Origin of the sequence: Novosphingobium sp. SG720, assembly GCF_012275365.1 — a bacterium.
GTDB lineage: Bacteria > Pseudomonadota > Alphaproteobacteria > Sphingomonadales > Sphingomonadaceae > Novosphingobium > Novosphingobium rhizosphaerae.
Map to the genome: position 1 here is coordinate 224,159 of NZ_JAAZQN010000004.1, position 22,308 is coordinate 246,466.

Annotated in this window: 13 protein-coding genes, 2 tRNA genes, 3 pseudogenes and 2 riboswitches; of the genes and pseudogenes, 9 read left to right on the top strand and 9 right to left on the bottom strand. The window is 62.2% G+C overall.

Annotation, left to right across the window (positions count from 1 at the left end):
• Positions 1 to 1,188: 1,188 nt before the first annotated feature.
• A tRNA-Met gene (locus FHW94_RS15765) sits at positions 1,189 to 1,265 on the bottom strand.
• 149 nt (positions 1,266 to 1,414) lie between these two features.
• Positions 1,415 to 1,663 carry a DUF465 domain-containing protein gene (locus FHW94_RS15770; protein ID WP_168556786.1) on the bottom strand — a complete coding sequence of 83 codons (249 nt, stop codon included), beginning with the start codon at positions 1,661 to 1,663 and terminating at the stop codon, positions 1,415 to 1,417.
• A gap of 206 nt (positions 1,664 to 1,869) precedes the next feature.
• Here FHW94_RS15770 and FHW94_RS15775 point away from each other — a divergent pair.
• Both FHW94_RS15775 and FHW94_RS15780 read left to right on the top strand, forming a co-directional pair.
• A tRNA-Thr gene (locus FHW94_RS15775) sits at positions 1,870 to 1,945 on the top strand.
• A 163-nt stretch (positions 1,946 to 2,108) separates the two neighbouring features.
• A complete protein-coding gene (locus tag FHW94_RS15780) occupies positions 2,109 to 3,323 on the top strand; it encodes an integrase arm-type DNA-binding domain-containing protein (protein ID WP_168556787.1) in 1,215 nt (404 codons plus the stop codon).
• Positions 3,324 to 3,407: 84 nt separating this feature from the next.
• Here FHW94_RS15780 and FHW94_RS23350 read toward each other — a convergent pair.
• The 4 genes and pseudogenes from FHW94_RS23350 to FHW94_RS15795 all read right to left on the bottom strand — a co-directional run.
• A pseudogene (locus FHW94_RS23350) lies at positions 3,408 to 3,684 on the bottom strand (transposase); the annotation flags it as partial.
• A gap of 301 nt (positions 3,685 to 3,985) precedes the next feature.
• On the bottom strand, positions 3,986 to 4,744 hold the full coding sequence (gene arsH, locus FHW94_RS15785) for an arsenical resistance protein ArsH (protein ID WP_168556788.1): 759 nt from the start codon (positions 4,742 to 4,744) through the stop codon (positions 3,986 to 3,988).
• 2 nt (positions 4,745 to 4,746) lie between these two features.
• Positions 4,747 to 5,326 (bottom strand): annotated as a pseudogene (locus FHW94_RS15790) (arsenical-resistance protein); the annotation flags it as partial.
• Positions 5,325 to 5,729, bottom strand: a pseudogene (locus tag FHW94_RS15795) (tyrosine-type recombinase/integrase); the annotation flags it as partial. The pseudogenes FHW94_RS15790 and FHW94_RS15795, both read right to left, overlap by 2 nt.
• A 207-nt stretch (positions 5,730 to 5,936) precedes the next feature.
• Here FHW94_RS15795 and FHW94_RS15800 point away from each other — a divergent pair.
• The 3 genes from FHW94_RS15800 to FHW94_RS15810 all read left to right on the top strand — a co-directional run bounded on the left by FHW94_RS15800 (position 5,937) and on the right by FHW94_RS15810 (position 11,011).
• The gene (locus FHW94_RS15800) at positions 5,937 to 6,182 is read left to right on the top strand and encodes a type II toxin-antitoxin system ParD family antitoxin (RefSeq protein WP_168557001.1); all 246 of its coding nucleotides are present in this window, start codon (positions 5,937 to 5,939) and stop codon (positions 6,180 to 6,182) included.
• A gap of 2 nt (positions 6,183 to 6,184) precedes the next feature.
• Positions 6,185 to 6,487 (top strand): type II toxin-antitoxin system RelE/ParE family toxin, encoded by a 303-nt coding sequence (locus FHW94_RS15805; protein ID WP_168556789.1) that lies wholly within the window; start codon positions 6,185 to 6,187, stop codon positions 6,485 to 6,487.
• A gap of 213 nt (positions 6,488 to 6,700) precedes the next feature.
• Positions 6,701 to 11,011 (top strand): ATP-binding protein, encoded by a 4,311-nt coding sequence (locus tag FHW94_RS15810; protein WP_168556790.1) that lies wholly within the window; start codon positions 6,701 to 6,703, stop codon positions 11,009 to 11,011.
• A gap of 20 nt (positions 11,012 to 11,031) precedes the next feature.
• Here the strand turns inward: FHW94_RS15810 and FHW94_RS23080 are convergent, their stop codons facing one another.
• Both FHW94_RS23080 and FHW94_RS15820 read right to left on the bottom strand, forming a co-directional pair.
• The gene (locus FHW94_RS23080) at positions 11,032 to 12,207 is read right to left on the bottom strand and encodes a hypothetical protein (RefSeq protein WP_210425697.1); all 1,176 of its coding nucleotides are present in this window, start codon (positions 12,205 to 12,207) and stop codon (positions 11,032 to 11,034) included.
• A gap of 899 nt (positions 12,208 to 13,106) precedes the next feature.
• Positions 13,107 to 14,003, bottom strand: a complete 897-nt coding sequence (locus FHW94_RS15820; protein ID WP_168556791.1) for a LysR substrate-binding domain-containing protein — start codon at positions 14,001 to 14,003, stop codon at positions 13,107 to 13,109.
• A 916-nt stretch (positions 14,004 to 14,919) separates the two neighbouring features.
• Between FHW94_RS15820 and FHW94_RS15825 the strand changes: the two genes are divergently transcribed.
• Both FHW94_RS15825 and FHW94_RS15830 read left to right on the top strand, forming a co-directional pair.
• Positions 14,920 to 17,181: a TonB-dependent receptor gene (locus tag FHW94_RS15825; RefSeq protein ID WP_168556792.1), complete on the top strand. Its 2,262-nt coding sequence runs from the start codon at positions 14,920 to 14,922 to the stop codon at positions 17,179 to 17,181.
• 132 nt (positions 17,182 to 17,313) lie between these two features.
• Positions 17,314 to 18,174 carry an oxygenase MpaB family protein gene (locus tag FHW94_RS15830; RefSeq protein WP_349237532.1) on the top strand — a complete coding sequence of 287 codons (861 nt, stop codon included), beginning with the start codon at positions 17,314 to 17,316 and terminating at the stop codon, positions 18,172 to 18,174.
• Positions 18,175 to 18,192: 18 nt separating this feature from the next.
• Here the strand turns inward: FHW94_RS15830 and FHW94_RS15835 are convergent, their stop codons facing one another.
• The gene (locus tag FHW94_RS15835; RefSeq protein WP_168556794.1) at positions 18,193 to 19,155 is read right to left on the bottom strand and encodes a hypothetical protein; all 963 of its coding nucleotides are present in this window, start codon (positions 19,153 to 19,155) and stop codon (positions 18,193 to 18,195) included.
• A 179-nt stretch (positions 19,156 to 19,334) separates the two neighbouring features.
• Positions 19,335 to 19,574: riboswitch (cobalamin riboswitch) on the top strand.
• Positions 19,575 to 19,738: 164 nt separating this feature from the next.
• Between FHW94_RS15835 and FHW94_RS15840 the strand changes: the two genes are divergently transcribed.
• Both FHW94_RS15840 and cobW read left to right on the top strand, forming a co-directional pair.
• The gene (locus tag FHW94_RS15840) at positions 19,739 to 20,785 is read left to right on the top strand and encodes a HoxN/HupN/NixA family nickel/cobalt transporter (protein ID WP_349237533.1); all 1,047 of its coding nucleotides are present in this window, start codon (positions 19,739 to 19,741) and stop codon (positions 20,783 to 20,785) included.
• Between the two features lie 69 nt (positions 20,786 to 20,854).
• Positions 20,855 to 21,078, top strand: a riboswitch (cobalamin riboswitch).
• 192 nt (positions 21,079 to 21,270) lie between these two features.
• Positions 21,271 to 22,308, top strand: coding sequence for a cobalamin biosynthesis protein CobW (gene cobW / locus FHW94_RS15845; protein WP_168556796.1), 1,038 nt, complete (start codon positions 21,271 to 21,273; stop codon positions 22,306 to 22,308).

A 22,308-nucleotide genomic window follows, 5' to 3' on the forward strand; every position in this document is an offset into this window, starting at 1 on the left:
TCCGGCGAGGCCAGGGCGGGCGCGTGGCCGCCGGACGCACGCCGGGCAACATCGTCTATGGCTATCGCAAGGTCCATCGCCTCGATGCAAAGGGCAATGCCGAAGGTGGCTTGCGCGAAGTCGATCCCGACCAGGCCGAAATCGTGCGCCGGATCTACCGCGAATATCTCGCAGGGGATTCCCCACTGGCGATCGCGCGGCGCCTGAACGCCGAAGGCGTGCCGTCGCCATCGGGCAAAGCCTGGAACGTCAGCGCGATCAACGGCGATGCCGTGCGCGGCAACGGCATCCTGTGCAACGAAATCTACATCGGCCAGCTGGTCTATGGCCGCACCACCATGGTGCGCGATCCCGAAACCCGCCGCCGCGTGCCCCGCGTCAACCCGCCCGAAACCTGGCAGCGCGAGCCCGTGCCGCATCTGCGCATCATCGACGATGAAAGCTGGCAGCGCGTCCGCGGCGCCAAGAGCAACAAGCAGGGCTGGGATTACAAAAGCCAGCGGCGACCCAAGCGCCTGCTGTCCGGCCTGTTGACCTGCGCCAGTTGCGGCGGCCCGTTCGTGGTGATCGGCGCCGATAAGTGGGGCTGCGCCAACAGCCGCCGCGCCGGCACGTGCGACAACCATCGCAAGATCGATACCGCACCACTCGAACGCCGCGTGCTGGCCGGCCTGCGGCAAGAACTGCTTAGCCCCGAACGGGTTAGCCTGGCCGTCCGCACCTATCACCAGGAACGCCAGCGGCTCGATCGCGAGGCCGCCAGCACCGCGCAGCGCAACCGCAGCCGGATCGAGGCACTGACAAAGCAGATAGACCGCCTGGTGGCCGCGATCACCGCCGGCGCCGGCGACGTGCCCGAAATCGTCCAGGCCCTGCAAACCGCACGCGCCGAACGCGACACCCTGCAAGCCCAGCTCGCAGAGGGCACGGCCGCCCAGGTGATCACGCTCCACCCCGCCATCGCAGAGGCTTATCGCAGCGCGATCGAAACGATCATGGACACCCTGCAAGGCTCGGATGAAGATGCCAGAGACGCCCGCAACGCCATCCGCGCCCTGGTTGAAAAGGTGGTGCTAAACCCCCGCGCAAACAGCCGCGGCCTAGACGTGGAAATCCACGGCCGACTCGGCGCAATGCTCGATATTGCAAAGGGAAACAGACCCACCAGGCCCGAAGGTATGCCACTGGTGGTAGCGGAGGAGGGACTCGAACCCCCGACACGCGGATTATGATTCCGCTGCTCTAACCGACTGAGCTACTCCGCCCCAGGCCGCGCCGCGTCTGGCGACGCGCGGTAGGGCGGCCAACTAGGCGGCGCGGGCTGATACGTCAACCTGCTTTTTGCCGACTGGGCCGCGTTCTCCACAAGCTTGACGGCCTTGCCCCCCACCCGCGCCGGGCGGCGGTGACGGGGTCACGCTGCCTTGGCCAGTGCCAGTTGCTCGGCCAAGGCATCGAGCAAGGCAAGGCGCTGCTTCTTCAAGCCCTCGAGGTGCTCGTCCGAAGCGGGCGCGATATCGCTTTCGATCCGGTGCACCGCGCGGTTGAGCGCGTGATATTGCTCCACAAGCTTGTGAACGTGGGCATTCCTGGCCCGCAAACTGTGCAGCAGCGCCGCATCGTCGGGAAAGGCGTCCTGAAGATCGCCGGGAACGTGTGTCATGCGCAACTCCTGCATGCCGTTTCTGTCATGAAGCGATCATGCCCGCGCTGCACCCACCGGCATTGCGCTTGGTCAATCGCCCGGAAATTCCGCGCCCGCCCGCGGCTTTCCCAAGATATCCACCAAAAACCCGCCGCCACCCCACGCAAAAACCATTGCATTCCCCTCCGCGCAAAGCTAATCGCCCGCCAGCCCACCGGGGCCAAGCCGCTTTAGCTCAGTTGGTAGAGCATCGCATTCGTAATGCGGGGGTCACAGGTTCGAGTCCTGTAAGCGGCACCAGGGCGCCCCTTTGTCAAGCGTTTTTTCGCTCCAAAAATCCCCAAAAATCAGGCATAATTGGTCATCGGCCTTCCGGTGACGTCCCCCTTTGTCCACCTCCGTCCGGGTGAATTGGGGGCCCCGAATCGGGGGCCTTTCCGACGCTTTCAAGTCGAGGCCCCCAATGTTGACCACGATCCAGCTCAACGCCCTGAAACCACGAGAAAAACCCTACAAGGTTGCTGACGCGAAGGGGCTCTACATTCTCGTCAATCCGAGCGGCTCCCTGCTGTGGCGGGTCAAGTTCCGGTTTAAAGGAATTGAGAAGAAAATCTCGCTCGGGCGCTACCCCGATGTCGGCCTGAAAGAGGCGCGTCAGAAGCGCGACGAGGCCCGCGAACAGCTCGAAGGTGGCATTGACCCGTTGGCCGCTAGGATCCAGGCCAAGATCGAGGCCGCAGCTGCGGCGCGCACCACTTTTCGGGTTGTCGCCGACGAATTCATCGAAAAGATGGAGCGGGAAGGCAAGGCCCCCGCCACGCTCAAGAAAATGCGCTGGTTCCGAGACGAATTGCAGCCGACCGTCGGTCATCGTCCGATCGCCGAGGTATCTGCTCACGAACTCCTCAAGGCTCTCAGGCGCTTCGAACGCAAGGGGCATTTTGAGTCTGCAATCCGGGCGAGGTCATTCTCGGGCCGCGTGTTTCGCTACGCGGTAGCTACCCTGCGCGCGCAGCACGATCCTGCGGATATCCTACGGGGAGCGCTGACTACACCGACGGTAAAGCATCACGCAGCCCTGCTCGAACCGGCGAAGGTCGGGGAACTTCTCAGAGCGATCGACGGGTACGGAGGGAGAATCGAAACGCGCATTGCGCTGCAGCTGGCTCCGCACGTCTATTTGCGCCCGGGCGAATTACGCAAGGCGGAATGGAGCGAAATCGACTTCGATGCGGCCGTTTGGCGGGTGCCGGCGGAACGCACCAAGATGCGTAGGCCGCATGCCGTTCCGCTCTCCACCCAGGTTCTAACACTGCTTCGCGAGTTGCGAGCGATGGACAACCTTGGCAATTACCTGTTCCCGGCCAATTCGACATTTCTCAAGCCGATCTGCGAGAACACGTTGAATGTTGCTTTGCGTCGCCTTGGCTTCACGCCTGATGAGATGACGTCGCATGGCTTTCGTTCGATCGCGAGCACTCTGCTCAACGAATGTGGGCTTTGGCACCCGGATGCGATCGAACGCTCGCTTGCGCATCGGGAACGTGACAGCGTCCGAGCCGCCTATCACCGCGGAGCACATTGGGACGAGCGAGTCCGTATGGCGCAGTGGTGGTCAGATTACCTCTGCCAGCTGCGTGACGGTGCCGAGATAATCCGGCCAAAGTTTGGCACCTGATGCAATCGGCTGGGCAGTCTAGGCCGTGACCCCATAAAATTTACGGGATGAAATGGTTCTAGCGAGGCGCTTGTTCGCTAAGTTCGCCGCACCACTGTCGCGTCGGAAATTTGCGATCGTCTTGAAGCCCGGTGCCAATCGACCCGTCGCCACATCAGTTCGATATTGCGCTGGGCTTCGCTCTCCAGCTGCCGTCTCGACTAAATCCGGTTCAGATAGCCGTAAAAGTGGATTTTGAGCATCGTCGAAGGATGATATGCAGGCGTCCAGCAGGCGCTGGCGTCGCCCAGGCAAATGCCACCAGATCCAACTCGTCGATAAGCGCCTCAGCGACCCGAACCGGGTTATCGTCAGCTAAATATCATCGAGCGATACCGGCAGTGAAAAAATTCTGTAGGCGGTCCCGTTATACTATACGGTCCACCGGTAAGCCTCCCGAGATCCCGAAAACTTTAACATGAAACGGCGTTTTTACACAGCCATCGACCAACTCAAGCCGTTCGAATGTGCTGCGGGGAACGTCGGTCTACGTCAAAACCGGCCATGAGCAAGATATACGGGCAAGGGTGCCGCGAGGCGGTAACTTATAAGGGCAGAACCCCCTTTAACCGGCACCCGCAATTCAGACTGTGAGGCTTGCCGATTTTGTACCTCAAATTTGACTACCCCGAACGGGCCAGTCCGGCACGCTCGACCGGTGTTACAACGGGCTGGTCGCGCTCGACCCGCTCGGAATAGCGATCAACGAGCTGATCGACATGGGGGCGCAGGAGTACGGTGAAGCGGACCAGCTCCTCGATCACATCGACGATGCGGTCGTAATAGGCCGAAGGCTTCATGCGCCCAGCCTCGTCGAACTCCTCATAGGCCTTGGCCACCGAGGACTGGTTGGGGATGGTGAACATCCGCATCCAGCGCCCCAGCACCCGCAGCGTGTTGACCGAATTGAAGGACTGCGATCCGGCGCTGACCTGCATCACCGCCAGTGTGCGGCCCTGCGTCGGGCGCAAGCCTTTCATGGCGAGAGGCAGGTGGTCGATCTGCGTCTTCATGATGCCGGTGATCTGGCCGTGCCGCTCCGGGCTACACCAGACCTGGCCCTCTGACCAGAGCGAGAGTTCCCGCAGTTCGGCCACCGCCGGGTGATCGTCGCCTGCCACCTGATCGGGCAGCGGCAGATCGGAAGGATCGAAGATCCGTGTCTCGCAGCCGAAATAGCGCAGCTGGCGAGCCGATTCTTCGACCACAAGCCGCGAATAGGAGCGCTCGCGCAACGAACCGTAGAGCCGCAGGATACGCAGCGGCGGGTCCATGGGCCCAAGCCCCAGCGCCGGGCGCAGGTGGGCATATTCAGGCTTGAGCGCTGGCAGGTGGTCGGAATCGGGCAGGTCGCGCAGGCGGGTGAAGGTAAAGTCGCTCATACTCAGGCCTCAAGAGGAACGGTGTCGGAGAACCAGTGGCGCCCGAACCAGAACGCCACATTCACCAGCAGGATCAGCACAGGCACCTCGACCAGCGGGCCGATGACTGCCGCAAAGGCAACAGGCGACGCCAGGCCGAAGGCGGCGATGGCGACGGCAATCGCCAGCTCGAAATTGTTGCCTGCCGCCGTGAAGGCCACGGCAGTTGTGCGCGGATAATCAGCCTCGATCCACTTGCCGAGGAGGAAGCTGATGGTGAACTGCACCGCGAAATAGATCGCCAGCGGCAGGGCGATGCGCAGCGTATCGCCCGGCAGCGTTACGATCTCACCGCCCTTCAGGCTGAACATGGCAACGATGGTGAAGAGCAGAGCCGCCAGAGTCACAGGGCCGATGCGGGGCAGGAACTGTCCTTCGTACCAGTTCGCCCCCTTTGCGGCGACCAGCAGGCGGCGCGTCAGGAAACCGGCGAGGAACGGCACGCCCAGATAGATCAGCACAGCCTGGGCGATGGTGCCGAAGCTCACATCGATCACATGGCCCTTGAGCCCCAGCAGCGGCGGCAGGAAGCCGAGCATAGGCGGGTGCTGAGGTGACCATTGTGATCAACCCGGCTTGGAAAGACATAATCGTCCACAGTGCCACCCCGCCGTTCGAGCCACGCCAGCAGGCTGGCCCGGGCATCAGGAAGAAGTTCAAATTGAACAGGCCGCCCCGTTTTCTGCTGCATCACGATTGCTCGCGTTCGGATCTGCCCGCCGCTTACGAGATCGCCAATTTTCATGCGAACAAGGTCGCAACCGCGCAGCTTGCTGTCGATTGCAAGGTCGAACAGCGCCCGATCCCTCAGGCGGCGGCGCTGATTGAGGTAAAAGCGGATCTCCCAAATTTGCTTTGGCTTCAGCGCCCGCTTTGCGCCGACCGCGCGCCCAGCGTTCCAGACCGGGTGCTTGGGGGACGCATTCACGGTTTCAGACATTTCCATGATCAGTCTCCAATTGGCCAAAATTGGCCATTCTGAAGAACGGCTGCAGCCCTGCAGAGGAAATTTGTGAGGCTTGGGCAAGCAGTGCTGAGGGAAGCGTAGATGGCGTCGGCTGCACAACGGCCCCGTTCGCGGGGACAGGCCGCGGCCGATCACCAATTGACAAACTTTGCCAATCTTTGCTATTTTTTGGCCTTGGAGGTTGCCATGGCTACGATGAACATTTCACTGCCCGATCCGATGAAGCAATGGGTAGAAGCGCAAGCTGACACTGGTCGGTATAGCAATGCCAGCGACTATGTGCGCGATCTCATCCGTCGTGACCAGGAACGCGCCGACAAAGTCGCGGCCATGCAGCGCCTTGTCGATGAGGCCCGCGCCAGCGGTTTGAGCGACGAGACGATGGCGGACATCCGGACGCGAGCGATCAGCCAGGCTGGCCTGCAAGCCTGACCGTGCCTCGCTTTCGCTTAACGCGCGCCGCCGCCGACGATCTGACAGCCATCTTTCTCCAAGGCATCGGGCAGTTCGGACTGCCTCAGGCCGATACCTATCACGAAGGGCTGAGCGCGATCTTCGCGTTTCTTGCCGACTATCCCCAAGCTGCGCGATTGCGAGAGGAAATATCACCTCCTGTCCGCGTGCATCCCTACAAGGCGCATCTGGTGATTTATGATGTCGGAGATGAGGACGAGGTCATCATTCTGCGTGTCCGGCATGGTCGGGAAGATTGGATATCCTCGAATTACGACGGTTAGCCGTGGCAAGGTAAGCGCTGGCGGCCAATCCGCAGAGATCCCCACCCAACTTGGCATTTCTCTTGCCGACCAGACCCGGTCGTTCCCAGCAGACAGCATGAACGTCGGCTCATACCAAAACCTATCGTTGCACTGTGACGCTTTCGTTCCGCTTGCATTGCTTCCGGCGAGTCATAAGGTGCATGAGTAGATCAAAACACGAACAAGGTTCGAATGGCAGTCCAACGCTCTTTCCGTGACATTCCAGAGGGCAGGCTCGATGAGGCGGGGCAACAGTCGTTCCTCGTCAGTCTCGGCTGGTCAAACGCGCCAGGGTGGGACGAGTTGTTGCGCTCCAAACGGGTTCTCATCATCTCCGAGGCCGGAGCTGGGAAAACCTACGAATGCCGTACCCAGCGACAACGCCTCTGGGATGCTGGTGAACCGGCTTTCTTCCTGGAGCTGGCGACACTTGCCACTAGTGATCTTCGCTCCATGCTGGACCATGACGAAGAGAAGCGCCTCGATGAATGGCTCGCATCGCAATCCGACGTGGCAACCTTCTTTCTGGATTCAATTGACGAGTTGAAACTAAGCCTCGGCTCATTTGAGCAGGCATTAAAGCGGTTGAACAAGGCTATCGCCGGACAGCTTGCACGCGCCCGGGTCGTGATAACCACACGGCCCGTTCCGTTTGATGAACAGCTTGCCCGACGCATACTTGAGGTGCCGTCGCAACCCGAAACGGAAGCCAATGGTGAAACCTTTGCGCAGGTTGCGATGCATGGGCGTCCGACCCGGCAGAAATCTGAAAAGGACAGCACTCCCCCTGAATGGCGCACGGTCGCGCTCATGCCATTTTCGGATGAGCAGATTGCTGAGTTTGCAAGCGAGCAAGGCATCGACGATCCACAAGCTCTGCTGGCCGATCTACGTCAACGCAACGCGCAGGAGTTTGCGCGGCGGCCTCAGGACTTGCTCGAACTCTGCGCCGACTGGCGCGATTTCAAACGGATTCGCACACATCGCGAACAGGTGGCCTCCAACATCCGCATCAAGCTGAAGCCGCGGGAGGATCGGCGGGAACCCGCAGAACTTTCGGTCGACAGGGCCATCGATGGAGCGGGGCGTCTGGCTTTGGCCATGATGACGACCCGTCGGCTCACCATCCGACATAGCGCCGAGGCCGATGCCGGAACCGAAGCCGCCGCCTTCGATCCATCGATCATCTTAACTGATTGGAAGGCGGACGAGCGTAAGGCGCTATTGGAACGCGCGCTGTTCGGCTTTGCCTCCTATGGACGTGTACGTTTCCATCACCGTTCGGTCGCGGAAAATCTCGCCGCCGAGCGTATTCAGGCCCTAAGGGCACGTGGCATGACGACGCGTGCGCTCAAGCGCCTGATCTTCGTGGAGACAAAAGGCAAAACCATCGTCCGTCCGTCCATGCGCCCGATCGCAGGCTGGCTCGCTCTTGCGGACGGTCTGGTTTTCGAGATGCTGCGCGACCATGAACCTGGAGTTTTGCTCAACGATGGCGATCCGGAATCGCTGACCCTGGCCCAGCGAAACCAAGCACTGCGTGCTTATGTCGAGCGCTATGGTCAGGGTGGCTGGCGCGGCCTCAGAATCCCTCATATTCAAGTTCATCGATTTGCTTCGCCGGAGTTGTCTGACGAAATAAATCGCTTGTGGGCTACTGGTATCGAAAACCCTGAGGTCCGTGTGTTGTTGCTTAACCTTGTCGAGACCGGACGCATCGCCGGGTGCCGGGATATCGCTTATGCGACCGCGCTCGACATGGCTGTCTCGCGGGTCGAGCGGATTGTCGCCCTTGATGCGCTTATCGCCATCAACGATCCACGCATTAGCGAGGTAGCCGACGATATCTTACAAAATCCCACACGTTGGCTGGACGATTTGGCGCGCGGGGCCGTGCTTCGGCTTTTTCCTAAGTACCTCAGTGTTGAGCGCTTCTGCCAGATCCTGGCGCGCCTCAAAGAGGAGAAGCGTAGCGTTGGCAATTTGAGCTGGCAGTTGCCCCGGTTGATTGCCAACGCGGGGATGAACCGGGCTAACTTGGAAGCACTGCGCGATGGACTGTCTGCATTGGTGTCCGATGGCCTAAAATGGCAAGCCGAATGGCCGCATATTACCGCCGATCGACCGTATCTTGCCAATGCGCTAGCCGCCGCCTGCGTACTTGGCTTGCGCGGCGAGGTGACCGGTGACTGGCTACGAGCCAGCGTCCTCGCCATGAGATTGCCGCATCGCGAGCATGGGAGCGACGAGGTCTTTGTTCAGCTCAAGAGTGCGCTTACCAATTTGCCTTCGGACCTGAGCGCCCAACTGTTTTGGGCGGACGACGCGCTGCTCCAGTCGCTCCGCCCCACGACCGATCCGTGGAAACGTTACGCCAGAATTGTCTTTCATGAGGGCCCTACGCAGATCGATCCCAAACGCGATAGGGCATGGATCATGGCGGCGCTCGCCGATGCTGCCCGCCCACCAGTGGATCGGGCCATGCTGCTAGAGGGTGCGATACGTCTTGCTCCCAGTCCGGACGCTTGGCGTGATCATTTGCTTGGACTGAAAGCGCTGGTTGCCGACCAGCCGGAATTGCTTGGCAGAATCGATGAAAGCTTGAAGCCGTCCGAGCAGGCCAAGGAACTTAAGCGCTGGGAAATCGAAGACGCGAAACGCAAGAAGCAGCAAGAGCGGCGTGAGGCGAAGAACCGTGCAAGCTGGATAGTTTTCTGGCGCGACATTGCGAAACAGCCCGACAAGGCGTTCTCTACCGAACGAGGCGGGAACACCGCTTGGAATTTGTGGCGGGCCATGAGCCAAGCCGGAGACGATAGCCGGGAATCAGGATGGAACCGCCGTTTCATCGAAGCGAACTTCGGCAAGGAAACAGCGGATCGTTTACGGCTCACCCTCATGGAGCAGTGGCGAAACGACCGACCGACGCTTGCTAGCGAGCGCTCGGACGGTGAGAAGAACACCTACCTCGTCCGCTGGCAGTTAGGGCTCGCTGCGATCTATGCCGAAGCGGAAGATCCGGCATGGGCGACCAAACTTTCGGATGAGGAAGCAAAGCTCGCAGCCCGCTACGCTCCAATTGAACTCAATGGTCTTCCTTTGTGGATGGAGGCACTGGCGGATATCCATCCATTGGCGGTCGATGCCACGCTGGGTGAGGAACTGAGTCTTGAACTGAGAAGCGAGGCGGGGGCGCAATGGCACTCAATGCTGTTGCAAAGCATCGGTCATGCGCCCAACGCGGTGGTCGCTGCCTTCCTGCCGCGTCTTCGGACCTGGCTAAATGATCGTGGTGATGTTGTCGGGCACAATGAGGACAAAGACGGCGCGGCAAATCGCCTTGGTCGGGTTGTCGATATCCTCATGAAACATGGTGATGAGGAGACACGGACGCATTTGCGTGATCTCGCCAACCAGCGGCTGCGTGATAATATTCCTGCATCATTTGCTCACGTGTGGCTACCGACCCTGATGCGCCTCGATGCCAGCGCTGGCGTAGAAGCACTGGAGAGGCGCATAGCAGATATTCAGCCCTCCCAACGCAGCGAAGCGGTGGGATGGATTTCCTCGCTCTTTGGTGATCGGCACGACGGCGTCGATCTATCGAACGCCCAATTCACCCCTGCGATCCTCCTGCGCTTGCTTAGGCTATCCTATCATCATGTTCGGTTGGCCGACGATGTTGAGCACGAGGGCAGCTATTCGCCCGATGAGCGCGATCATGCGGAACGTGGGCGGAATGCCATCGTCAGCGCCATATTCGAGGCGAATGGTGAGGAAGGATGGGCGGCAAAGCTAGAGATGGCCGCCGATCCGCTTTGCGAGCATTTCAAGGATCGCATTCTTGCGGTGGCGGAAGAGCATTGGGCCGGGGAGGTCGATTCGATCGCACTCGACGACGCTCAAGCGGTCGCTCTCGACCAGACCGGCGAGGCTCCTCCCGCTACCAATGAAGCAATGTTTGCCGTAATGGTCGATCGGCTGGACGACATCGATGATCTGCTATTGCGCGATGTGTCCCCGCGCGAAGCTTGGGCGGGCATCACCGACGAGCGAGTTATGCGCCGCGAGATCGCGCGCGAGTTGAGCCACTATGCGAATGGGCTCTACAAGATCGATCAGGAAGCGGCGACGGCGGATGAAAAAGAAACTGATATCCGGCTCCGCTCCACCATTTCCGCTCATGAAGCCATTATCGAACTCAAGCTGGCCGATGGACGTAGTGCGCGCGATCTACGCGATACCATCAAGGACCAACTCGTCACAAAATATATGGCGGCTGAGACAAGCCGATCCGGCTGCTTGCTGATTACCCTCGCTGCGGACCGGCAGTGGGAACACCCAGATACCGGATCGCGGATAGGTTTGGATGAACTGGCCAGCTTGCTCCGGGATGAGGCGGCACGCATCGTGTCAAGCCTCGGAGGCACGCTCCGTCTGCAGGTCCACATCTTGGATTTACGCCCGCGCCTGCCGACCGAAGCGAAGCGGGCAGCCGCCTGATGAGGCCTAGCCTTGAGGACTTAGGTGTAGAAAGCTAATTGGTCGATCGTAAGTAGGGCTTGAAGCGCTCGCGCATCGGTATAGCTGTCGGCCGCTGCGGCTCCATGCCCGACGGCATGGCGCGAGCCAGCTTGCCCCATTCCTTGCGAGGGATCGAATTGCGCAAACGTGTACTCGCGCAGGTAGAGGGCGAACGCGTCGGGCAGGAGCAAAGTGTCTGGCCCACCGCTTTTTTTGATCGCTGAATCGATGGCGTGCTCCAGCAAATCCTTCATGCTCAGGCGACCGCCGGGCGACGGGGCGGGCGCTTCGGCGCGCAGCACGCCTTCGATTTCGGTGATGGCGATCTTGATGGACGCGATCGGTTCTCGTGCCTTGAAATACCGGACAGCCTCTCGCAGCAGTGGCATCTTGTCCTTTAGGTTCGCTTTTGCTTCCCAACGGGCCACCATATGGTCGAGGCGAACATCATCAAAATTTGCAACCAGCTTGGCTTCGATCTCGTCCATCGCGAAACCTGCGGAACAGTGGTTTACCAATTCCTGGAACTCGCTCCCGAGAAGCTCCACGAACGGAAACCACCCGGCGGCAACCAGCCGGTCGAACACATGATTGTTGGCCAGGACGCCATAGAGCTGGCGGAATTTGAGCCGGCGGTACAGACGACCCAACTCCTGCTGCGAATGTTCGATGTCCAGCTCTCCATCGGGAGCCAGATCGAAAAATAGGCCGAATCCCCAATTCTCCCGAAACAACACCAGCAAGCGATCCGAACGATCGATGCTGAGTGCAGGAAACCACATACCGATTACATCGGCGATATCTGTCTCGAAAACGGGCGCCAAAGCAGCAACGGAGCGCTTCAACATCATTTGCAAACAAGTCGCCGCTCCGTCGATCCACAATTCCGCCTGCTTGTCCGGTCGAACGACAAGCACGATACAGTTTGCCCGCGAGAGATCGACCACTGTCCCAGCTTGATGAGCCAGATGCGATAGCGCACTGCTGAGATTTTCAGCGATCATCTGAAAGCCGGGATCATCCGACGTAAGTGCTAGACGGGTCCAAATCTTCGCTTCACCGCCACCTTGGACGGACTCGGCAGCAACACCGATCAGCTCAACCTCTGCCAGCAAAATCGGCTTGCCATGGTTGTGTCCGGTGCCGGGTACGGGCGTTATTGCATCATCGTCCATCTGTTAATTCTCGACAAACAGAAAGGATTGGCCAGCGAATTTTTGCGTTGCATTCGGCCCGTGTTCTAGCCGCAGGGCGGCTGGAGCCTGTCCGCTTACCAGTTTTCACGTTTAAGTCGGAAAGTCCGCAGCGTCCGCAGGCCTAGATATACGAGGGAGGGCTTGCCCGGCTTCACGAACGGCCGGTTTCGGCGGAACCAGACATACCCAGTTGCGGCAGCGACCGGCAGAAATGTCCCAGCAGCAGTCGACCAGAGCCGTTCGTTCGTCCGTAGGGTATTGGCTGACGGGTTTTGACAAAAGCGGACGTCGGCTTCAAGCACAAGCGGTTATTCGCTGGCCGATGGGGTAGGTGAGAACGGGCTGGCGCCTGTCGGAAGCGGGCGGTCTGCTCGTGGGGCGGACGTCATCCGCTAATCTACGATGATGGGCCAAACATGATAGAGAAGTCTTGATTGGGCTGCTGTGCCGGTTGAGAAACTGCGGCATCACTTTGTCGCTACTAATACCCGATTCGTCGAGAATGGCAAAAGTGGGGGTATTTTTAGGGGTGGCGCGTTCCCCCATGAAGCTAATATTGTAATTAAAATCAACATTGCAGGATAGACGGGCCGATCCCTCCTCCGCTACCATCAAAGTCATTTTGTTCCTTTGCGTTCAAAGCGAGAAATGACTTCTCCGGAAAATTGGAACCACGTTTAAGCCCAGATTCCATTTGGGTTAAATGGGTCGTTGTGCCCGTCGCTGCGACCGTCCCGAGGCCACCCACCAGCGCGTCGTTGCCGCCCCAGCCATAGTGCGTGTCTGCCCCGTCCAGGTCGTTAGAGGACGTCCTTCGCCTCGGCCCCCGGCCAGGACATTGGCGCCCACATTGCCCTTTCCGGTGAAGGGCGGCGATTTCAGGATGGCTGCTTGAATGTCCCGATTTCGGCCAGCAGCCATTCGCAAAAGCGACGGATCTTGCGGGACCGGCGGCGATGGTCGGGATAGGCGATCCAATAGGCCATGCCCAGGCTGGACACCTGGGGAAACAATTGAACCAAACGCTTTTCGGCCATGTCCTGGTGCCAGAAAAACGGCGTCAGCATCGCCACGCCCTGGCCCGCCATTGCCGCATGGCCTTCGTTTGCCTGCGAATCCATGCGCATGCCCTGCAAGGATGCTTCGTCTGCCCGTGTCAGCCCCGCCTGCTGCAGCCAGCAGGCCCACGAGGGATCATGCGGGCTGATCAGGGGCAGGCGGAGCAGGTCCTCGGCCAGGATCTGTCCACCCTGTGCCGCCAGGAATGCCGGGCTGCACATCGGGGTAAAATCCTGCTCCATCAAGCGATGCGTCGCAAGATCGGGCCAGGGTCCGTATCCTGAACGCACCGCCACATCGATGCCATCGCCGGCAAAGTCGGCCAGCCCTTCCTGCATCAACAGACGCACGGCAATATCGGGATAGCACATCTGGAAGCGGCCGATCCGCCATGCCAGCCAGGCATTGGCAAATGTGGGCGTGGTCGAAATCGTCAGGGTGCCTTCGTCATCGGCGCGCATCTCGGCAAAGGCGGCCTCGATCATGTCGAGGCCTTTGCCAAGGTTTGCCGCCGCGCGCCGCGCTGCGTCGGTCAGGACCACGCGTTGGCGCTCGCGCCGGAACAGCTGCTGGCCCAGATGGGTTTCGATCAGGCGAATCTGGTGGCTGACAGCAGCCTGGGTCATCCCCAGTTCTTGGGCGGCGGCGGTGAAGTTTTCATGTCGCGCCGCCGCTTCGAACACCCGAACGGCCGCCAGGGGGGGAATCTTGCGCATGCAAGATCATAAACACAGGTAATGATCTCTGTCGATCAATTGGTTGGCCAGAACGGGCGTGGGCTGGGTATTCCGGATGGCAGTTTTCACCGCCGCCGCAAGGATAGCCAGCCATGAACCATGCACCTGTGCCCTGTATGGATCGCCAACCATCGCACCATTTCACCAGATTGTCTTTGCTCTGGGAGACTATGCTGGGCGTCTCTGCCGTCTACGTGCGAACGGCGTTCGACAGCCCGTGGAGCATCCCGCAAAAGAGGGACCAACACCGCGCCCGGCCATAGTCCAGGCTTATGAGTTTGCGGGCCAGCGCGCTGGCGGCATCGCCCGCCTTGTCGCTTTTTTTGCTGAGGACAGAGCGGGCGCGGATCTGATCCGGCGCCAACCAAGCCGGCTGCCAGCGCTGCTCCCTGCGGCTGTGTCGCCCGCATCCTGCCCGACGGTCTCGTGCGCCCATGCTGCGCAGCGTTTTGCAAATCCTCCCTGATGGTGGCTGCGGCAAAAGCCCGCCGGTTCACCGCGGTTGCAGGCGTTCAGCCTGCGGCGCGGTGGTGCCCGGCGGGCGGCGAGGGCTGCTTGCCGCATATTTCGCGTGACAATGACTAGATCGTACATTAATGGGGATCTGGTCAGTTAGGTGGCCGTTAGCGCCGCCAGCGCGGAGGAGGGCTTGGCGCATGAAGTTGGCGCGTTTCAGCAAACGATGAGAACGCTCTGCCCAAGCGGGCCGATCGCCACGGGCACGCCAATTGGCGTCGCATTCATCGAAAGCCATGGGTTTGCATTCGGGTGTGGCTGCCGGGTGGGAATCCTGGCGTTTGCGGTGATCCACGGCGCCAACTTCGCACAGGCCTGACGCCACAACGGCGCAGTTTAAAACCGGCGGAAAAGGCCGGGATTTCAAGGGAGAGGTTTGATGACCAAATATCTGTTGTGGTCGGCGGCGGCATGTGCCCTGGCAAGCAGCCCATCGCTGGCCCAGGCGCAAGACGCCGGCGCGGCAACCACGCCAGAAGCACCGCAGACCGGGATCGGCGATATCGTGGTGACGGCGCAGCGGCGCTCGGAAAACCTGCAGCGCGTGGCCGTGGCGGTTTCGGCAGTCAATGCCGCGTCGCTGGTCAATGCTGGCGTCAGCCAGCCGCAAGATCTTTCCAAACTGGTGCCGGCGCTCAAGCTGGCGGCGTCGGGCGGGGCCGGTACGCAAGTGACGGTGCGCGGCGTGGGCAACTTTGCCGGCAATGCCTATGCCGAACCGGCCGTGGCGGTAAACCTCGATGGGGTCTACATCGCCCGCTCGGCTGGCGCCGACGGCTTGTTTTACGACCTTGACCGCGTTGAAGTGCTCAAGGGGCCGCAGGGCACGCTCTATGGCCGCAATGCAACCGCAGGGGCGCTCAACATCATCGCGCACAAGCCCGACGATGTCTATGAAGCCAGCGGCAACGTGACAGTGGGCAACTACAATCTGTGGCGCGGCGAACTGGCGCTCAATGCGCCGCTCGGTGGCGGTTCGGCGTTCCGCGTGGCCGGGCAGATCACCCGCCGTGATGGCTATTTCTCCGATGGCTATAACGACGATCGCAGCGAAGCGGTGCGCGCCCAGTTGAAACTCGTCGCCAGCGACCGCTTTCACGTCCTGATCGCCAGCGACTATGCGCACCAGGGGGGCAAGGGACCGGGCGCCGTGTTTTCGCCGTTCTTGTCTTCCAATGCCTATGCCGGGCCCACGGCCGATGGCAGCAATGCGCTGCTGCGCAATGTCTCGCTTGGCATCACGGGCGGACAAAATCCCAATCTGCTGCCGGCATTTACCGACAAGGGCTATGTCAATGCCAACAACGTGGGCGTTTCGGCGACAGCCGAATATGCGTTCAACAATGCCACGCTGACGGTCATTCCGGCCTATCGGGACAGCAGCAACGATTATCTTCAGTACAACCCCGGCTTTCCGTTGCAGGTTTCGGAAAATGCCAAGACCACCTCGCTCGAAGCGCGGCTGGCCTCGTCCAACAAGACGGCGCGGCTCCAGTGGTTGCTGGGCGGCTTCTTCTATAACGAAGACCTGCATTTCAACCTGTTTGCCAACCAGGGGGTATCGTTCAGCTATACCAATCCGCTGCTCAACACCCGCAGCTATGCCGCCTTCGGCCAGTTGACCTTTGCCCTGGCAGATGGCCTGCGCCTGACGGGCGGCCTGCGCTACACGCACGAGCACAAGACGCAGGCGGGCAACCACGGTTCGCCGCTGGGGGCTGGGCAATCCACTTCCACCTGCGCGCCCTATGATGCCAGGACGGGCGCCTGCTATGCCGCGCTCAGCGGTGACCTGACTGCCAACCGCGTAACCTGGAAAGGTGGTGTCGAATACGACGCCGGCCCGCAGTCGCTGCTTTATGCCAACGTTGGAACCGGCTTCAAGGCTGGCGGGTTCTTCGGCTCGCAGCCGCCCAACACCTACAAGCCCGAAACGCTTACGGCCTATACGATCGGCAGCAAGAACCGCTTCCTTGGCAACACGCTCCAGGTCAACGCCGAATTGTTCTATTGGGATTACCGCAACAAGCAGGTGACGCACCTTGGCCCGATCCAGCCGGCCGGCTTCGACCTCATCACCGAAAATGCCGGCAAGGCCGAAATCTATGGCTCGGAAGTGGAAATAACCTGGCAGCCCGCACCGAGCGATACGCTGAGCGCAGACGTGCAGTACCTGCATTCCCGCTACAAGGAATTCACCTATACCCAAAGCACCGCCAATGGCCCGGCGCAGACAAGCTGCCCCACGACGGCCATTGCCGGGCAAGCTGCGGTTCAGGTCAATTGTGCGGGACGCACCGTGCCGCTTTCGCCCACATGGACGGTGAACTTGTCCTATCGCCATACGTTTGATTTGGCGGGTGGATCGCGCATCGATGCGCAGGTCGGCACGCGGATCGAAAGCGGGTACTGGCTGGGCGAGGAGTATGTTTCTGGGCAATACCAGGACGCCACGACTGTTTCGAACGCCACGCTCACCTGGCACGCCGCGGGAGACCGCTTCTCGGTTTCGGGCTTTGTCGACAACATCGAAGACCGCGTGATCAAGTCGATGTCGTTCGTTCATCCCGTGCTCGGTCTGCCGGTGGTTGGCTTGCGTCCGCCCCGCACTTTTGGCGCCCGTCTCGGCTTCAACTTCTGAACCCGCGCCGGTTGGTTCTTTGCTTCTCTGCAGGCCATGGTCACCACGGGGGTGCTCATGGCCTGCAGCATCAGGCCCTGGCCTGTCGCTAACCGCTGGCGCGCCGGCCGCCTTTCGGGCAATCCTTGCGGCGTGACCAGCCCGACGGACCTTGCCCCAACCGCGCTGCTGCGGCGCTTGCTCGTTTCGCAGGTGCAGGCGGTGTTCCACGATCGGGCGAGGGGGCAAAGTCCGGTCGTGCGATCGGACAATGCATTGTTCGCGCGCGATTCGGTGATCTGGCGGGTGCACGGGGATGTGACCACGATGATGATCGGCGGCGTCGCGGCGCTGCTGTTGCAGATGTTGCACCCCGCCGCTCTGGCCGGGGTGTGGGACCACAGCACGTTCCGCAACGACATGCCCGGCCGGTTGCGGCGTACCGCGCGGTTCATTGCCATGACGACTTATGCCGATCGTGCCCTGGCGGATGCTGCGATCGACAAAGTGAAAGCCGTCCATGCGCATGTGCAAGGCACTTTGCCCGATGGCACGCCCTATCGCGCCAGCGATCCGCGCTTGCTGGCCTGGGTTCACGTGTGCGAGGCACTATGCTTTCTCGACGCCTGGATCGCCTATGGCGAACCGGGCATGACGCGCGCCGACCAGGATACTTATATCAGGCAGGCAGGCCTGGTTGCGCGGCGGCTGGACGCCGATCCGGTCCCGGAAACCCGCGCCGAGGCGGAGGCACTGATGGCGGCATTCCGCCCCGAACTGCGAGCCGACCAACGCACGCGCGAGGTCGCCCGCATGGTGTTGTCGCAACCCGCGCCCTCGCTGGCCGCCGCGCCGGCACAGCATGTGCTTTTTCAGGCGGCGGTCGATCTCATGCCGCCCTGGGCCAAGGCCTTGCACCAGCGGCACGTGATGCTGCCTGCCTTGCCGATCGTGCGCGGCGGCGCCTTTGCCATGGCGCGCACGCTGCAATGGGCGTTTTCCTCTGTACACTGAAGGCTTGCCGTCAGCGCCCTAGGGGTTCTCCAGCCGCCAGTGCAGCAGGCGCACGAACGGCTCGGGCTCGTCGAGCCGAAAAGCCACGCGCTGATAGGCGCCCCGGCGCAGCCAGGTGGTGCGAACGACCGGCGCGCGCAGGTAGATGACCACATTGGGCCAAGCCAGCAGCGCCGCGTTGAGCGTGCCGGAATCGCGAATCTCGTCACCCCTGAACGCCATGGTGACGCGGTCGATCTGCGCAAGGGGCACCAGCAGGTCGATCAGGAAGCCGGCACGAACGCGCACGCCATCGCCGTCGATCAGGATGGGGCGAAAGCGGAACGATTTGACCAGTCCGACCAGGTAGACCAGGCCCAGGTCGCTCACCATGAACATCGCCAGCGCCGCCACGCGGCTCCAGTGGCCAAGGAACAGATGGTAGACCGCAACTTCTATCGCCGATAGCGATAGCAATGCGATGGCCATCGGCGTCAGGTGGCGGTGATAGGCAAAGGCACGCGCGCCGGGGGGAACGTCCGCCGGTCCGCCCCAGCGCAGCAAGGCGATGTGCAGGACGGCGAGTTCAAGCCTGGCGAACCGCACCAGCGGCGCAGGAAGAAACTGCGCTGCGGCCCGTTCCCATCGCGCATCCCGATCGGCACCCAGAACGATACCCCGCGCGCGCACGGTTGCCATGCCGACATGTGCCAGCAGGACCAGCACCATGCCGCCAAGCGCTGCCGGCATGGTGCGTAGCGCGGCCTGCAAGGGCGGCGGTGAGGCAATCGCCACGATGGCGCAGGCAGCGGCGAGCGTGGCAACGATCTGGTTTGCCGCCGGGCGCTTGCCATCGGCGTCGGCCAGGCGGGCCAGCATCAGACTGTCGGCGGCAAGCCAGAGAAACAGCGCCAGGGCGAGCGCAGGGTAGCGTTGGGCCAGCGGCAGCCGCGTGGCCAGGGCCGCGAGCCCAAGCACCGTGGCCGGTGCTACCAGCGTCACCAGTCTGCGATGCTGTTTGCGATGCGCGACCTGCTGCACGAAAACGTCTCCTGCCCGACACGTTGCAGCATGTTTGCCGAATTGTGAGGGGCTTGCAACCGCAGCGGGGCGGTTTGGCGGCTTGCCATTGCGCCGGGGCGGAGTGCTGGCTATGCCCTTGCCGCCCGGTGCGCAATCGCCGGGCGCAAGATCGCGCCGGTGCCCGAGAGGGCTCAATCGGGAACGCGGTGCGGGGCCTGGTGCTCCAAATCCGTGGCTGTCCCTGCAACTGTAAGCGGCGAGCGCGATGCATACCGCTTTCCCGGTATCGGCGGGAAAGCAGCCACTGGGCCGGACGCCAAGACGGGCGAGGCCTGGGAAGGCATGCATCAAGCCCTGACCCGCAAGCCAGGAAACCGGCCGGCGCAGGTCGCTCGTTCCTCCGTCCGGGGGATGGCCTTGGCCCAGGGGATGGCTGCGGCACGGTTCATTCCGTCAGAGCGACGCCATCGCGGCCGGGCGCGGCTGCGCGGGCGCCATGCGTGGCGTGCGCGCGCAACAAGCGTGTCCGGTCCAGTCGCAACCCTGGCCGGAGTGTCTGTTCGTGCCTGCATCATCCCGTTTTTCCGCGTCGCCGCTGCGGCGGCGCATCACCGTGCTTATCGCCTGCCTGGTCCTTGCCAATGGGCTTGCCTGGGTCTGGGCGCTGGGCCTGTTCCACGCCCAACCGCTGATGCTCGGCACCGCGCTGCTCGCCTGGGGCCTTGGCTTGCGCCATGCGGTCGATGCCGATCACATCGCCGCGATCGACAATGTCACGCGCAAGCTCATGCAACAGGGGCAGCGGCCCGTCGCCGTGGGCCTGTGGTTTGCGCTGGGCCATGCCGCGATCATCGCGCTCGCTTCGGTGGCGGTGGCGCTCACCGCCACGGCGCTCGCCCGGTTTGGTGCCTGGCGCGAGGTGGGCGGCGTGATCGCCACCACGGTTTCGGCGCTGTTCCTGTTCACCATCGCGGCGATGAACCTGATCATCCTGCGTGGCGTCTGGCGCACGTTTGCCCATGTGCGGGCAGGGGGCGCCTATGTGGAGGAAGACCTCGACCTGCTGCTGGCTGGGCGTGGGCTGCTCTCGCGCCTGTTCCGCCCGATGTTCCGCCTGGTCACCAAGAGCTGGCACATGGCGCCGCTGGGCTTCCTGTTCGGCCTGGGGTTCGACACCGCCACCGAAGTGGCGCTGCTCGGCCTTTCGGCCAGCCAGGCGGCGAGCGGGCTGGCGCTGGGCACCGTGCTGGTGCTGCCCGCGCTGTTTGCGGCGGGGATGGCGCTGGTCGATACCATCGATGGCGTGGTCATGCTCGGCGCCTATGAGTGGGCCTTCGTCAAACCCATCCGCAAGCTCTATTACAATATCACCATCACGCTGGTTTCCGCGCTGGTGGCCATCGTGATCGGCGGGATCGAGGCGGCCGCGCTGATCGGGCAGAAGCTGGGGCTGGGCAGTGCGCCCTTTCGCCTGGCCGCCGATCTGGCCGGCAATTTCAATGGCCTGGGCTTTGCCATCATTGGCCTGTTCGCGCTGTGCTGGCTGGCCAGCCTGGCAATCTATCGCTGGCAACGGCTGGACGAGATCGAGGTGGCAGAACCATCCTGATGCCAAGGACAGTTGGCTTGGCTTTCGAACTGGGCTAGATGCAGCCACGAAGGACGGGCCTGGCCCGTCGTTCGCAAAGATCGCGTCGGTGCCCCGAGAGGGGCTTAATCGGGAATGCGGTGCGGGGCTTTGCCCCAAGTCCGCAGCTGTCCCTGCAACTGTAAGTGGCGAGCGCGATGCACTTTGTCTCCGGTTTTGGCCGGGGGCGGCCACTGGGCACCAAGTGCCTGGGAAGGCGTGCATCAAGCCCTGACCCACGAGCCAGGAGACCTGCCGGCGCACTGGTCGCTCTTGCCTTGATCCAGGGGATGGTCCGGGCACGGTAACACTTCCGTCTGGGCGACGAAGACTTGTGCGGCTTGGGCTGCACGGGCTTGCGTTGTGGCGGGCGCCTTCGTGCGCCGGCCCGCCGCCGCGCGCCCGGCCGGATCGTTCCGGTGAAGCCCTGCCTTTGTCCGTCGCTGGCGCGCGGAAGGGTTTTGTGCATGCCGGATCTGGCAAAAGTGCCCGTCACTATCGTGACCGGCTTTCTGGGCGCGGGAAAGACCACGCTGATCAGCCACTTGATCCGCAACGCCGGCGGGCGCCGGCTGGCGGTGGTGGTCAACGAATTCGGCACGCTGGGCGTGGATGGAGACATCCTCAAATCCTGCGCCATTCCCGATTGCCCGGCCGAAAACATCGTGGAGCTGGCCAATGGCTGCATCTGCTGCACCGTTGCCGACGATTTCATTCCCACGGTAGAGCGCCTGCTCGCGCTCGATCCCCGGCCCGATCATATCCTGATCGAGACTTCCGGCCTGGCGCTGCCCAAGCCGCTGCTCAAGGCGTTCGACTGGCCCGCGATCCGCAGCCGCATCACCGTCGATGGCGTGCTGGCCTTGGCCGATGCCGAGGCCGTGGCCGCCGGCCGCTTCGCCCCCGATCTGGTGGCGCTTGAGGCGCAACGCGCCGCCGATCCGGGCGTGACCCACGAAACCCCGCTGGCCGAAGTGTTCGAGGACCAGCTTGCCTGTGCCGACATGGTGCTGCTGACCAAGGGCGATCTGGCCGGGCCGGACGGGCTGGCGCAGGCGCGGGCGGTGATCGCGCAAACCGCGCCGCGCCCCGTGCCAGTGATCGACTTGGCCGAAGGCGCCGCCGATCCGCGCGTGATCTTGGGCCTGCACGCGGCGGCCGAAGACGACATTGCCGCGCGCCCGTCGCACCACGATGGCGCGGACGATCACGAGCACGACGATTTTGCCAGCACCGTGGTGCCCTTGGGCGAAATCGCCGATCCGGCAGACCTTGCCACGCGCATCGCGCGCCTGGCGACAGAGCATGGCGTGCTGCGGGTAAAAGGCCATGTCGCGGTGGCGGGCAAGCCGATGCGCCTTTTGGTCCAGGCGGTGGGCGCGCGCGTGCGCCATCACTATGACCGGCCGTGGCGGGCGGGCGAGCCGCGCAGCGGGCAACTGGTGGCGATTGCCGAGCGGGAGCGGCTGGAGCCGGAAGCGATCCGGGCGGCGCTGCTGGCCTGA

Bases quoted from the DNA above. Each gene is read 5' to 3' on its own strand.
- FHW94_RS15820 (WP_168556791.1), bottom strand. From the start codon at position 14,003: ATGCGCAAGATTCCCCCCCTGGCGGCCGTTCGGGTGTTCGAAGCGGCG.
- cobW (WP_168556796.1), top strand. From the start codon at position 21,271: ATGCCGGATCTGGCAAAAGTGCCCGTCACTATCGTGACCGGCTTTCTG.
- FHW94_RS15825 (WP_168556792.1), top strand. From the start codon at position 14,920: ATGACCAAATATCTGTTGTGGTCGGCGGCGGCATGTGCCCTGGCAAGC.
- FHW94_RS15770 (WP_168556786.1), bottom strand. From the start codon at position 1,663: ATGACACACGTTCCCGGCGATCTTCAGGACGCCTTTCCCGACGATGCG.
- FHW94_RS23080 (WP_210425697.1), bottom strand. From the start codon at position 12,207: ATGGACGATGATGCAATAACGCCCGTACCCGGCACCGGACACAACCAT.
- FHW94_RS15810 (WP_168556790.1), top strand. From the start codon at position 6,701: ATGGCAGTCCAACGCTCTTTCCGTGACATTCCAGAGGGCAGGCTCGAT.
- FHW94_RS15780 (WP_168556787.1), top strand. From the start codon at position 2,109: ATGTTGACCACGATCCAGCTCAACGCCCTGAAACCACGAGAAAAACCC.
- arsH (WP_168556788.1), bottom strand. From the start codon at position 4,744: ATGAGCGACTTTACCTTCACCCGCCTGCGCGACCTGCCCGATTCCGAC.
- FHW94_RS15800 (WP_168557001.1), top strand. From the start codon at position 5,937: ATGGCTACGATGAACATTTCACTGCCCGATCCGATGAAGCAATGGGTA.